Source organism: Peptoniphilus hominis (ex Hitch et al. 2025), from assembly GCF_040096015.1.
GTDB lineage: Bacteria > Bacillota > Clostridia > Tissierellales > Peptoniphilaceae > Peptoniphilus_A > Peptoniphilus_A hominis.
The window spans coordinates 51,748-64,731 of record NZ_JBBMFO010000007.1; the positions used below are offsets into that span (position 1 = coordinate 51,748).

Sequence of the window (12,984 nt, forward strand, 5' to 3'; positions counted from 1 at the left end):
TTACATTTCTATTTTAGTTGAAAATGAAATCTTTTTCAAGTTCATTTATCTCCTTAATTTAATTAACACTTTTCTTTAAAAAAGCCCTTGGAAAACTATTCTATATTTACTTTAAGTTAATAGTTCTCTCAAAGGCATCTCATTGTTTATATAAAAATTTCTGTTTAATTTTATATATTTAGGTAAAACCTAAGTAGTCCCAATATAAAAAGGTGGACTGGATAAAATAGATAATTAAATAATTTGTTTTGCTTTCCCTTTTCGCCATTATACATTATAGTTAGTCCAAAGCCAAGTATTGACCAAACTTCTTTTATTATAGTCAAGTAGGCAAAGGCTGCCGAAGCGATAGGTCTATTGTAAAATATATAAAAGAAAAAAGCTGTCAGTATTGCATGAAAATCATAATCCCCTGAGGCAAAAATACTTGCAAAATACATGATGATTAAAAGTGGTATGGAAAATAAAAGCCATTTCCTTCCAATTTTATCTTCAAATTTATTTCTAATCTCATCAAGGATCCAAATAAAAATTAGGGAGAGAGCCAGAGAAAATAAGACATTGTTTAATCTAAACTCCAAAAAAACTTTTGAAGAAAACATATCATAGGGCACTTCTGAAATCACTGCAAAGAAAAGTAAGTTTAGTAAATATTTTTTCCTTGAATGAGTCTTAAAAAATCCCTCCACTACAAAAAAAGAAAAGAGAGGAAAGGCAATGCGGCCTAAGACATCAAAGACTGTAGAAATCTTTGAGAGAGTGGATCCCACTTCAAGGTAGGGCAAAATTATCGCCTTGTTGACATGGTCAATTAACATAGATGTAAAGGCCATGTATTTTAACTGTGCCCCATTTAAAACTTGAATCCTTTTTAATTTTTCATTATTAAATCTTTCCATACTTTGCTCCAAAATTTTGTAAAAATATTTTACTATAAAATTTATGAAGTAAACAAGAAAAAATTTTTAACTATTTTTAAAATTTTCTTTTAAATCTTTGTAGTCATTCATAATATTTTCTATTATATCCTTTACGCTCTCGATTTTACTTAGATATTCATAGCCTTCTCCTGCCATTACAGAGCCCCATTCCACATCTCCATCTCTTACAGCTTTATAGCTAGAGCCTGCAGCGTACTTTTCAAATTCTTCTTGGCCAAGCTTATTTAATTCGATATCCAAAAGTTTATCAGCCAACTTATTTTTATAGCACCTTATTGGATGAGGCGTAGTAATTCCTGTGACAATTGTGTCCCTATCTGTGGCTTCAAGAAGAGTCTTTTTAAAGTTTTCGTGGACTGGTGCTTCTTCTGACACCAAAAATCTCGTGCCCATTTGCACTCCACTTGCCCCCAAAATTTCTGCAGCCAAGATATGCCTTGCCGTGTAAATTCCTCCAGCAGAGATCACTGGAATTTTTACAGAATCAGAGATTTCTGGTAGAGCTGGGAAGGTATTGAGCCTTCCTATGTGTCCCCCTGCTTCCGCCCCTTCAAAGACACAGGCAGTGGCACCTAGTCTCTCAACTTTTTGCGCCATCTTTTTGTTGGCAATAATAGGAATTACCTTTAGACCCTTATCTAGCCAGTAGTCAAAATATTTTTGAGGATTTCCTGCACCACAAGTTATAATTTTTACTCCCTCTTCCACAACAATTTTATTGAGCTCGTCAATGGCTGGGTGAATCATTACCATATTTACGCCAAAGGGTTTATCAGTCATCTTTTTAATTTTTCTAATTTCATTCCTAACTTCATCTGGACTAAAGCCGCCAGTAGCAATCATGCCAAGGCCACCAGCTTCTGAAACCGCACCTGCAAGCTCTGATGTAGAAATATTTGCCATAGCTCCCTGCAAAATTGGATACTTAATATTTAATAGATGGGAAATTTTCATTTTTACCTCCATAATTTATAATTTTTTTTATTTTTTGTGATTTTATTTTTAAATTGTTATTTATATCTACCCCAAAAGCCAATTCCCTCACTTTATAAAGATTTATTTTTTTTAAACCGTTTTCAAATTTGTAGCTTTGTATAAATATTATACAATTTTTCGCCCCAATATCCTTTTTTATTTAATTGACATTTTATATTAGTTATTGTAATATAAAAATAGCAAATAAACATTTTCATAAAATTTTAGTTTATTTGAATAATGTCAAGGAGGATTATTATGACAAAGAAAAAATTTATGACACTCATGATGCTTATTGCTTTGGTTGCAGTTACTTTAACTGCTTGTGGCGGTGGCGGAAACAAAAAAGAAGAACCTGCTAACAATGCTACTAAAACTGAAGAAAACGCAAAGACAGAAGAAGCTTCTGCCGAAATGACAGCTGAAGGTTTAATGGAAACTAAAGGCGGATTCATGTCAGTTGCAACTGGTGGTACTGGTGGTACATATTATCCACTAGGTGGAGCACTTTCTAACATTCTTAATAATGCAGGTGTTAACTACACAGCTACTGCACAAGCTACTGGTGCTTCTAAAGAAAATGTTGAACTTGTTACTAAGGGAGACGCAGAAATCGCATTTATTCAAAACGACGTTGCTTACTATGCAGCTAACGGAACTGATACTTTCGAAGGACAAAAGAAACCTTCTCTAAGAGGTCTATGCTGTCTATATCCTGAAATCGTACAAATAGTTGCTTCTGATGAATCAGGAATTAAAACTATTGACGACTTAAAGGGCAAGAGAGTTGCTGTTGGTGCTCCAGGTTCTGGTGTTGAAGTTAACGTAAAACAAATTCTTGATATCCACGGAATCACTTATGATGATTTAGGAAAAGTTGACTATCTATCTTTCGCAGAAGCTGCTGACCAAATTAAATCTGGTCAAATTGATGCAACATTCTTAACTGCAGCAATTCCATCTTCAGCTATTACTGAACTAGCAACTACTCATGATGTTCACCTAGTTCCAATTGCAGAAGATAAAGCTGAAGCTCTTATCGCAAAATATCCATTCTATGTTAACCTACACATCACTCCTACAGAATACAAGGGACAAGACCAAGAAATCTCTGTAGTAGCAGTACAATCAATGCTAGCTGTTGACGAAAAAATGGCTGAAGAAGACGCATACAATATCGTTAAACTTTTATTCGAAAACCTTGATACTATGAAGGAATCTCACGCAAGAGGTGGCGACATCGCTCTTGATAAAGCTCTTGACGGTATGAGTATTGAAGTTCACCCAGGTGCACAAAAATATTTCGATGAAGTTAAAAAATAATGAATGGTAGAAATAAAGAGGGCATTGGAAAGAAGTTTTTCTTTCCAATTCTCTTTATTATAATAGTTTTTTTTATTTTATCCTTTGTGAAAATCGACGCAATAATAATAAAATCTTACTTTAATGGAGACCTATTAAAGATAGAACACTTAAAGGATAAGGAAAGGTTCGGCATAGTCTATACCCATTCCGTTGAAAGGTCAGAGACTAGTGAATGGTATGAAGTTCGCGATGGCAAATTAATACTTATGGAACAAAGATATCGCGACCAAGGTGCAGGTCTTCCTGTAAATTTAATATACAAGTTTAAATACGCCGATGACGGTAGTTTTTGCCTATATGATATGAACGTTCCCTTTGAAACTGTTGTTTATAGGACTGGGGCTGTCATAGCAAATCACAAACTTGTTATCAATGGAAGGACCACTCCCTTTTTAGATTTTTCTGAACCGAGAGAAGCTTTAGAATTTTCTACTGAACATATCTCACTTTTACAATACGCACTAAGGAGGTGCCAAATTGAGCGAAGATAAAAAATTAAATGAAAATTTAGAATCTGAAGAAATAAAAACAGAGGATTCAAAACTAGATTCACAAGATCCGTCTTCTGAAGCTAGTTTTACTAAGACTGCCGAAGAACTTGGCGCAATGAATGTTGACGAATTAATGGAACAATATGACCTTGAAACTAGTAAACTTCGTAAGTTATCTGGTAAGGTTGCCCTATTTATTACAATCGTTGCAATTTTAATGTCTGCTTTCCATTTATTTACAGCATGGCATGGTACACTTTTAGCTATGAAGCAAAGATCTCTTCACTTAATCTTTGCCTTTACTCTTGGATTTGCACTTTATCCAGGATTTAAAAAGTCATCAAAAGATAAAATTGATATCACTGATTGGCTACTTATTATTTTATCAGTTGGAGTATGGGGCTACATATTCTTTAATGTAGAAGCAATTGCCCTTAAGGGTGGTCAAATGTCCACTACAGATATGATTCTTGGTGTTCTTGCAGTTCTTCTTACTCTTGAAGTCACAAGAAGAGTTGTAGGACCAGAACTTCCTATCGTTACTATAGTATTCCTACTATTTGCTTACTTCGGCAGACATATGCCAGGTATATTTGCCCACAGAGGCTTTAATGTTACTAGAATTGTTTCACACATGTATATGACTACTGAAGGTATTATGGGTACACCTCTTGGAGTATCTTCTACTTTCGTATTTATGTTTATACTATTTGGATCCTTCCTAGACAAAACTGGTGTTGGTGAATTCTTTATAGACTTTGCTTACGCTTTAACTGGTTCTACAAGATCAGGCCCAGCTATGACATCAGTTCTTTCTTCAGGACTTATGGGTTCAATCTCAGGTTCATCTGTAGCTAACACAGTTACTACTGGTGCCTTCACAATTCCACTAATGAAATCAGTTGGTTACAAACCTCACTATGCAGGTGCCGTAGAAGCTACTGCATCTACTGGTGGACAAATCATGCCTCCAGTAATGGGAGCTGCTGCTTTTATCATGGCAGACTTCACTGGTTTCCCTTACATTTCAATTGTTAAGGCTGCAATTATCCCAGCTGTTCTATACTATATAGCTGTTGGTACAATGGTTCACTTGGAAGCTTGTAAACTTGGCCTTAAAGGTATGCCAAGAGAATCACTTCCAAAAGTTTCACACATTTTAAGAAAACAAGGTTATTTAACTCTACCTCTTATTGCAATTATCTTCATGTTGGTTAAACAATATCCACCAACAATGGCTGCTTTAACTGGTATAGTAATTGGCGTTATAGTTGCCATGACAGTATCTCTTATCAAAAAAGATAATTCCTTTACTCCTAAAGATATTCTTGGAGCAATGGAAGCAGGTGCTAAGGGTGCTGTTGGTGTAGCTTGTGCCTGTGCTTGTGCTGGTATGATCGTAGGTGTTGTAACGCTTACTGGTTTCGGTCTAAAGATTGCAGAAGTAATCGTACAAATAGCTCAAGGTAGACTTATCCCTACACTACTTCTTACAATGGTATCTTCAATTATCCTTGGAATGGGACTTCCAACAACTGCAAAATACATCGTACTTGCAACAATGGCTGTTCCAGCAATAACAAAACTTGGTGTAAACCTAATGTCAGCTCACTTATTTATCCTATACTTTGGTGTAGTTGCCGACGTTACTCCTCCAGTAGCCCTAGCTGCTTACGCAGGAGCAGGTATCGCAGGTGCAAACTCAATGAAGACTGGTTTCCAAGCCTTCAAACTTGCCATAGGTGCCTTCATAATACCTTACATCTTTGTTATTAACCCACATTTAATAATGGTAGATTCCATAGTAGGAACAACAGTAAATTGGCTTCCAGTAACAGCTGCTCTACCAACAATTGTAACTGCACTTATTGGTACAATTTGCTTGGCAGGTACAGTTGAATCTTACCTATTTGGAAACCTAAGAATATGGCAAAGAATTATACTTCTTTTAGCTGCCTTCGCACTACTTGATCCAAAGCTTCTTACTGACGCAATTGGACTTGCTGCTCTAGCATTTATCTTTGTAACACAAAAAATGCTAAATAAAAATAAACCAGCAGCAACTGCCTAATCTATAAAATTTAATAATTTTAAAAATTTTATAATATCTGTTGGGGAGTAAATCTCTAACAGATATTTTTTTGCAAAAAAATAGCTCTATAATATTTTTTGGGATTAAATCTCTAAAAAATATTTCGCAAAAAAATTGCACCTATAGCTTGATTAATTCTAAAATAAACAAAGGCATAAGTGCAAAATTTTTATTTAAAATTTATTATAGCTTAACATAAAAAAAAGGAGCCCATGGACTCCTTTTATCCTTATCTTATCCTCTTACTCTTTCATTTTCTTTGTCGTAGAAAACTCTGTCGCATAATTTTGCCTTTAGGCTGCCTGCCTTAGCTTTAATTTCAACTTCTTTTCCTTCCACTGCACATTCTTTTTCAATTAAGCAGTAGCCAATAAATTTTTCAAGAGTGTAGCCATAAGTGAATTTAGTAACCTTGCCGATTTCCTTACCATCACATAGAACTGGATCTCCTGCTTCAACTTGACCTTCTCCTAAAAGTTCAAAGCCGAAAAGATCTCTCTTAATATTTCCCTTTGCCTTTAGAAGTTCATCCTTGCCAATGAAGTCGCTGTCCCAGTGAACTGTCCAGCCATAGCCAACTTCAAGAGGATTTGTGCCTTCAAGGTCGCTCATTAAAACATAGCCCTTTTCTCCTGGCAAACTTCCAATAATTACATCAGTGGTAATATTAACTAAGCCAAATTCCTTGCCGCATTCCTTAATTTTTTCTTCGAGAACTTCCTTCTTGCCGCTTTCAACATAAAGTTCGTAGCCAAGTTCACCTGTGAAGCCTGCCCTTGCAACCATAATATCTAAGTCGCCAACTGTGTTGTCTTTAATAGTGAAGAATTTCATAGAAGAAATGTCCTTGTCCACAATTTTATTTACAAGATCTCTTGACTTTGGACCTTGAAGAGCAAACATAGTTAGCTTTGAAGTAATGTCCTTGTAGTCTATGTCGCAGCCGCCCTTAAACTTGTCGAACCACTTAATCATCTTGTCAATGTATAAAGTTGAAATCAAATACTTGTCATCTTCCAACCTAAAAACAATAACATCGTCAATAATTTTTCCCTCTTCATTTAGCATTGTAGTGTAAAGTGCGTGACCCTTTTTCATATTTTTTATGTCATTTACAAAAACTTTGTCTAAAAAAGTTGCTGCATCCTTACCCTTGACATCTAAAACTTGGTGAGTGAAATCATAATAACCAACGCCATTTCTAACAGCTTCGTGTTCTTTTCTTCTTAATACATCATTTTTCATAAAATCACTTTCCTTTATCACGTTACAAAAATAAATCTCTCACCCCTAATATACCCTCAAAAGTATTTTAAAAACAAAAAGCACAAGACATATATCTTGCGCTTTCTTTATCAAGGATTTATTTTATGAAATATTATTTAACTTTTTGTTTAATTGATTTTCTTAGTGTTAATACTATTGAAATTACAGCAATTAATATAAATACAAGTGATATTGGTTTTTGTATAAATATCATCCAATCCCCTTTATTTTGCATAAGAGCCTGCCTTAAATTTAATTCTGTCATTCCACCTAATATAAATCCAATAATTAGTGGTGTGGTAGGAATCCCAAACTTTTTAAAAGCGAATCCCATTAAGCCAAAAAGAAATACGCAAATAACATCAAATAATGTAAAGTTTGCACAGTAAGCTCCTAAAACACAACAAACTAAAACCAATGGTAATAATATATACTTTGGAATATCTAATAATTTTACAAAAATTCGAAGCCCAGCTCTTTCAAAGACTAACATAAATACATTTGCTACTAGTAAAGCGATAAATATACCATACACATATTTACCACTTTTGTCAAAAATTAGTGGTCCAGGTGAAATTCCATGAATTGTAAGTCCACCTAGAAATACTGCTGTTGCAACATTACCTGGTATACCCATTGTAATTAACGGAATTAATGATCCTCCAATTACTGCATTATTTGAAGTTTCAGATGCTATTACACCTCTAATATTACCTTTACCATACGTTTCTGGGTTTTTTGAACTATTCTTTTCAGCTGTATAGGCTAATATACTGGCTGTCGATCCACCTATACCCGGTAAAATACCAATACCTAATCCTATTAAAGCTGATCTTAAAATGTTTAACCAGTTTTCTGATAGCTCTTTTAAAGTAATTCCAAACCCTTTTAAGTCATATGGAGTTTTTTCGGCTTTTATTACAATTGAATTTCTATTAAACCCAGCCAAAATAATATCTGTTACTGCATAAACCCCTATTAGTATTACAACTGTCTCGAAACCTCCGTAAAGCTTTGTTATTCCAAAAGTAAATCTTCTAACTCCATCAATTGGCGCTATTCCAACCAGAGAAAGAACTAACCCAAATAATCCAGATAATATACCTTTAATCAAAGAATCTCCTGATAAACTTGCAATTATTGTAAGGGAAAAAACTGCTATTGCGAAGTATTCAACAGATGTGAATAATAATGTTACCTTAGAAAGTCCAGGTGAAATGAACATTAATGCAAATATACTTAAAAGACCACCTATAAATGAAACTAAAATTCCTGTGCCAAGTGCCTTTCCCGCCTGACCATTTTCCGCCATTGGAGCACCATCAAAAAGAGTTGCTATGGATGATGGTGTCCCAGGTATCTTAAGTAAAATGGCTGAAATCAATCCACCTGAAATTCCTCCTAAATATAAACCTACTAATAAAGAAATCCCATTCATGGGTTCCATTCCAAAAGACATAGGCAAAAATAACACTAATGCCATTGTTGCTGATAAACCAGGAATTGCCCCAAATACTATCCCTATAATGACGCCAATTAATATTAACATTAGTGTAAAGGGATTAAAAATCATCGTCATTGCTTCTAATACCAAAGTTTTCCCCCTTTCAAAAACCAAATAATCCTTTTGGTAAAGGCATATTAATTAATCTAGTAAATACATAATATACAAATATTGGAAATAAAATAGAAATAGCTACAAAAATAGGAAAATTTCTTTTCTCTTTTGGTGATAGGATCAATATTTGGATAAATAAATATAGAGATGTTCCTATAAGGAATCCTACTTTTTGATATAAAACGGAATAAATCCCAATCAACACAATGGTAGATAATCCTCCAAAAAAATCTCCTTTTTCTTTAACCTCTTCTTCTTGTTCTTGCTCTTTCCTCAAGTTAATAAATAAATTTATTACCGAAAGTATTATAATTGCAACCGCAATTACTTTAGGAAAATAACCCGAACCAAGTTCATTCTTCATAAGAGGCTTGATATTCATAGCTTGTAGGTATATGAATATACCTACAAGCATAAATAAAATTGAAATTATTATTTCTCTAACTCTTTTTGTCATACTTCATCTCCCGATTATTTTATGCCAAATAAATCTTTTAGTCTTTGTACCTCTAATTTATCTTCTTCAATTGAAGTCTTCCCATCCCTATATATAGATTTAGCATAATATTTTTCTAATGTGCTTTTAAACTCTTCTGATTCAGTAACTTTTTTAATTGACTCTGATAATTTATCAACAATAGCTTGATCTGTTCCCTTCGGAAATCTAACTTCATAAATTTTAGGCATTACTACATCATAACCTTGTTCTTTTAAAGTTGGAAATTCTTCTAATCCTTTTAATCTTTCATCAGAACAAACACCAAGAACTACAAAATCACCTTTTTCTACATAATCAGCAACATTCATGAAATTTACCACTATAATGTCACATTGATCTTGGATGAATGAAGTCAATCTTTCAGATGTACTGGAGCCAACATCTATTTTGTCTAATTCTATCCCCATAGTTTTTTCCATTTGAGTTGCAACCGCATGAGTCGCACCATAGTATGTGCTAGAATATCTTAGCTTTCCAGGGTTTTCTTTAGCCCAAGCTATCATTTTATCTAATGAATCCCATTTGCTTCCTTTTTTTGCTAATAAAGTATAGGTATCATCTTCAGCAACAGTTGCTACAGTTTCAAAATCATCTAAAAATGAAAATTCATTTGCATTAGCTGCTTCTTGAGCTAGCGCAGCCCCAGTATGGTTGAATAACATAGTATTTCCATCTGGCTTCGCATCTAATACACTTGATGCTCCAACTACTCCTGCCGCACCTGTAGTATTAACTACTACAAAATTTTGATTTAATTCTTTTTGCAATTGTAATGCCATTTGTCTAGCATAAGTATCAGTGTCTCCACCTGCACCATATGGTACAACTACTGTGACAGTATCTGTTGGCCAGTTGACTCCTTCTTCACTGCTTGCTGTATCTTTACCTTTGTCACTACTACAACCTACTAGTAGTACACATGTTAATGCTACTAAAGTTAATATTGTACTGAATTTCTTTTTCATAATATCCTCCATATTAATATTTATAAAAATCATCAATGATTTCGTATTCTTTTTCTTTTAATAATTTATTTACCCAATCTCTATTTGACTCATTATTTTTAGCTTTTTCTAATTTTACTTCATCTTTCTTTTTAAACTCTTTTGCTTCTTCTAAAACTTTTTCTGCATCTTTGTTTGGAATAACTATTACTCCATCTGGATCTGCTAGAATTATATCTCCAGGATTTACTGATACACCTCCACAGGCAATTGGTACATTAATTTCTCCTGGTCCTTCTTTATAGGGTCCTCCCGGTGTCGTACCAGTGCAATATACTGGAAAATTCCATTTACCAATTTCATCAATATCTCTTATTGGTCCATCTAAAATTATGCCTGCTACTTTTTTTACTTCAAAAAGATAAGCCATCATAATTTCACCCATTAGTGCTCTTGTAGTATCTTCCTCATTTGATACTACAAGTACATCCCCTTCTTGGCAGATATTTAATGCTGCATGAAGTGTCAAATTATCTCCAGCTCTACATTTAACTGTTAGTGCAGGTCCACACATCATTTGTAACTTTGGTTTAGTTACTAATTTAATTCTAGGATTCATTGCAGAATTTCTCCCCATTACATCACATGTATTTGATGCTGGAATTTCTTTAAATTCCTCAATTAACTTTTTATCTGGTAAAATCCTCTTTAAATAAATTCTCTTTCCAACTGACATATTAATTTTCAACTCCTTTTAAAACACTTACTACATCTTTCCATGTTTTATTATCTTTTTCAGCAACTTTTGAAAAATCATAATTGGCTAAAATTTCTAGCTTTTTCTTTGTTGCTTCACTCATAAGTGAATCTAAATTTTTGTCTTCAAGCATTTCTATACTTCCGCCAATTTCAAATGCACGTCTCTTAGCATGAATAGCTGAGCCAGTAGAAATTCTATTTAGGTGGCTCATAAAACTAATTCCATCTAAACTGTCACTAATTGAATTAAGGACAAAATCTGAAACACCATAGCTATCAGATGCCATAACGAGTTCTATCATTAAAGCTGAGATACCTTTCATAAATATACTTCTTATTAATTTTATTGAAGTTGCAGATCCAGGTTTCTCATTTACATAAGTAATATTCATTCCATATTTTTCAAAATCTTCAATAAATTTTTTTGCTTTTTCACCACTAACATAAAATGGAACTTTATGTTTTAGCTTTGGTAGTGACCCTAACATTGAAGCATCTATATATGAAACATTTTTTTCGTCTAAAATATTTTTGCATTTATCTTTTATTGCTGGAGAACTTGCACTCACATCAACATATATGCAAGTATCTTTTATATAAGCACTTATTTCTTTACAAGCATCTAATGCTACAAAGGCTGGAACAGCAACAAATACATAATCTATGCCATCAAAAAAGCCTTCATAAGAATCTGTTACTTTCATATTTAATTCATTTGATCTTTTTTTTATCAATGAATTGCATTCATTATTGAAAACATTTACATCAAATGATTTCATATTATTAATTCCTTCACTTTTTAATCCTTTTGCTAAACTGTAGGAAGCTTCACCAAATCCTACAAATCCTATATTCATACTTCATCTTCCTCCAATTGTTTTTTCTTTAAATTTATGATAACATTTACCTATGTTAAAGACAATTTTGATTTTTTTCATTTTTTGACAAGTTTTTCTTGTGGAGGCAATTATGAATTTTTTAAGTTTATATTATTTTGTGGAGTTATCTAAGGATTTGCATTTTACAAAAACTGCTGAAAGACTATATATTTCGCAACAAACCTTGAGTAATAACATAAAATCTCTTGAGAGTTATTACAATGTAAAATTGATAAATAGAAAGCCGAAGGTTACATTGACTTATGCAGGCGAAAAACTTCTGGCATTCGCAAAAGAAGTTTTATTAAAAAACAGAGACCTTGAAGATATGTTTTCAGATATTAACGATGATTTGTCTGGTTCTCTAAAATTTGGTGCCAGTATATCAAGAGCAACAATATCTCTTCCAAAAATATTTCCAGTTTTTACAAAAAAATATCCCAATGTGCAAATAAAATATGTCGATGATATTTCCAAAAATTTAGAACCATTGATTGTTAACAATGAGCTTGATTTTGCTATTGTAATAAGCGAAAGACCGGGACTAAATATTAAATCTTTAAAATTAATGGATGACCAAATTTATCTTTGTGTAACAAATAAATTATTAAAAGAATATTATCCTAATAATTATGAATATTTAAAAGAGAAGTCCAAAAAAGGAGCTTCTGTTGAAGACTTTAAATTACTTCCTTTTTCTATGATGTCAAATCGTTTAGGAAACAAAATAGAAAGTTTTTTTATTGAAAAGGAAATAGAGCCTAAAATAAATTTTTCCAGTACTTATTCTCAACTTATTATTCCCTTTTGTTCAAGCTCTCTTTCAGCTTGTTTTGCAAGTCACGCAACACTAATCTGTTTAAAAGAAGATGTAACAAATGATATGAATTTATTTCCCCTATTTCACAATGGAGAAGCTGTTCGCAGACCAATTACTCTTATCACGCAAAAAGATAGGTATATGAACTCCTACTCTAAATTCTTCCAATCATTAATAGTTGAACATTTTGATACAATAAAAAATATAAATTTAAACACATATCTTTTTAATAAATAATTTAAAAAATCCCGTCAAATTTTGATGTGTACCCATAAAACTGGACACAATATTTAATTAACTAATTGTAGTGGATGTTAACCTATACTTTGTAGGTGG

12 protein-coding genes are annotated in these 12,984 nt (G+C 33.0%); 4 read left to right on the forward strand and 8 right to left on the reverse strand.

Features of this window, described 5'->3' with window-relative positions; all coding sequences use genetic code 11:
• Nucleotides 1-170 precede the first annotated feature (170 nt).
• Nucleotides 171-899 (reverse strand): TraX family protein, encoded by a 729-nt coding sequence (locus WMO19_RS03760; RefSeq protein WP_349170249.1) that lies wholly within the window; start codon nucleotides 897-899, stop codon nucleotides 171-173.
• A gap of 66 nt (nucleotides 900-965) precedes the next feature.
• A complete protein-coding gene (locus tag WMO19_RS03765) occupies nucleotides 966-1,895 on the reverse strand; it encodes a nitronate monooxygenase (RefSeq protein ID WP_349170250.1) in 930 nt (309 codons plus the stop codon).
• Nucleotides 1,896-2,174: 279 nt separating this feature from the next.
• On the opposite strand from WMO19_RS03765, the gene WMO19_RS03770 reads away from it, so the two are divergent.
• Genes WMO19_RS03770 through WMO19_RS03780 form a run of 3 tightly spaced genes read left to right on the forward strand, consistent with a single transcriptional unit; the run spans nucleotide 2,175 to nucleotide 5,843 of the window.
• The gene (locus tag WMO19_RS03770) at nucleotides 2,175-3,239 is read left to right on the forward strand and encodes a TAXI family TRAP transporter solute-binding subunit (protein ID WP_349170251.1); all 1,065 of its coding nucleotides are present in this window, start codon (nucleotides 2,175-2,177) and stop codon (nucleotides 3,237-3,239) included.
• Nucleotides 3,239-3,772 carry a DUF1850 domain-containing protein gene (locus WMO19_RS03775; RefSeq protein ID WP_019124934.1) on the forward strand — a complete coding sequence of 178 codons (534 nt, stop codon included), beginning with the start codon at nucleotides 3,239-3,241 and terminating at the stop codon, nucleotides 3,770-3,772. The genes WMO19_RS03770 and WMO19_RS03775 overlap by 1 nt, the downstream gene beginning before the upstream one ends.
• Nucleotides 3,759-5,843, forward strand: coding sequence for a TRAP transporter permease (locus tag WMO19_RS03780; RefSeq protein ID WP_349170252.1), 2,085 nt, complete (start codon nucleotides 3,759-3,761; stop codon nucleotides 5,841-5,843). Before WMO19_RS03775 ends, WMO19_RS03780 begins: the two co-directional genes overlap by 14 nt.
• 255 nt (nucleotides 5,844-6,098) lie before the next feature.
• Here the strand turns inward: WMO19_RS03780 and WMO19_RS03785 are convergent, their stop codons facing one another.
• The 6 genes from WMO19_RS03785 to WMO19_RS03810 all read right to left on the reverse strand — a co-directional run bounded on the left by WMO19_RS03785 (nucleotide 6,099) and on the right by WMO19_RS03810 (nucleotide 11,807).
• Nucleotides 6,099-7,109: an aminomethyltransferase family protein gene (locus WMO19_RS03785; protein WP_349170253.1), complete on the reverse strand. Its 1,011-nt coding sequence runs from the start codon at nucleotides 7,107-7,109 to the stop codon at nucleotides 6,099-6,101.
• Nucleotides 7,110-7,242: 133 nt separating this feature from the next.
• Nucleotides 7,243-8,724 (reverse strand): tripartite tricarboxylate transporter permease, encoded by a 1,482-nt coding sequence (locus tag WMO19_RS03790; protein WP_349170254.1) that lies wholly within the window; start codon nucleotides 8,722-8,724, stop codon nucleotides 7,243-7,245.
• Nucleotides 8,725-8,737: 13 nt separating this feature from the next.
• Nucleotides 8,738-9,205 carry a tripartite tricarboxylate transporter TctB family protein gene (locus WMO19_RS03795; RefSeq protein ID WP_349170255.1) on the reverse strand — a complete coding sequence of 156 codons (468 nt, stop codon included), beginning with the start codon at nucleotides 9,203-9,205 and terminating at the stop codon, nucleotides 8,738-8,740.
• 14 nt (nucleotides 9,206-9,219) lie between these two features.
• Nucleotides 9,220-10,212 (reverse strand): tripartite tricarboxylate transporter substrate binding protein, encoded by a 993-nt coding sequence (locus WMO19_RS03800; protein ID WP_349170256.1) that lies wholly within the window; start codon nucleotides 10,210-10,212, stop codon nucleotides 9,220-9,222.
• A 13-nt stretch (nucleotides 10,213-10,225) separates the two neighbouring features.
• Nucleotides 10,226-10,927, reverse strand: a complete 702-nt coding sequence (locus WMO19_RS03805) for an RraA family protein (RefSeq protein ID WP_349170257.1) — start codon at nucleotides 10,925-10,927, stop codon at nucleotides 10,226-10,228.
• A 1-nt stretch (nucleotide 10,928) separates the two neighbouring features.
• Entirely contained in the window at nucleotides 10,929-11,807 is an 879-nt protein-coding gene (locus WMO19_RS03810; protein ID WP_349170258.1) for a DUF1932 domain-containing protein, read from the reverse strand.
• Nucleotides 11,808-11,919: 112 nt separating this feature from the next.
• Here WMO19_RS03810 and WMO19_RS03815 point away from each other — a divergent pair, with 112 nt between their 5' ends.
• Nucleotides 11,920-12,885, forward strand: a complete 966-nt coding sequence (locus WMO19_RS03815) for a LysR family transcriptional regulator (RefSeq protein WP_349170259.1) — start codon at nucleotides 11,920-11,922, stop codon at nucleotides 12,883-12,885.
• The last annotated feature ends 99 nt before the right edge of the window (nucleotides 12,886-12,984 follow it).

Excerpts from the sequence above, each read along its gene's own strand:
- WMO19_RS03760 (WP_349170249.1), bottom strand. The coding sequence starts at position 899 with ATGGAAAGATTTAATAATGAAAAATTAAAAAGGATTCAAGTTTTAAAT.
- WMO19_RS03765 (WP_349170250.1), bottom strand. The coding sequence starts at position 1,895 with ATGAAAATTTCCCATCTATTAAATATTAAGTATCCAATTTTGCAGGGA.
- WMO19_RS03770 (WP_349170251.1), top strand. The coding sequence starts at position 2,175 with ATGACAAAGAAAAAATTTATGACACTCATGATGCTTATTGCTTTGGTT.
- WMO19_RS03775 (WP_019124934.1), top strand. The coding sequence starts at position 3,239 with ATGAATGGTAGAAATAAAGAGGGCATTGGAAAGAAGTTTTTCTTTCCA.
- WMO19_RS03785 (WP_349170253.1), bottom strand. The coding sequence starts at position 7,109 with ATGAAAAATGATGTATTAAGAAGAAAAGAACACGAAGCTGTTAGAAAT.
- WMO19_RS03795 (WP_349170255.1), bottom strand. The coding sequence starts at position 9,205 with ATGACAAAAAGAGTTAGAGAAATAATAATTTCAATTTTATTTATGCTT.
- WMO19_RS03800 (WP_349170256.1), bottom strand. The coding sequence starts at position 10,212 with ATGAAAAAGAAATTCAGTACAATATTAACTTTAGTAGCATTAACATGT.
- WMO19_RS03805 (WP_349170257.1), bottom strand. The coding sequence starts at position 10,927 with ATGTCAGTTGGAAAGAGAATTTATTTAAAGAGGATTTTACCAGATAAA.
- WMO19_RS03810 (WP_349170258.1), bottom strand. The coding sequence starts at position 11,807 with ATGAATATAGGATTTGTAGGATTTGGTGAAGCTTCCTACAGTTTAGCA.
- WMO19_RS03815 (WP_349170259.1), top strand. The coding sequence starts at position 11,920 with ATGAATTTTTTAAGTTTATATTATTTTGTGGAGTTATCTAAGGATTTG.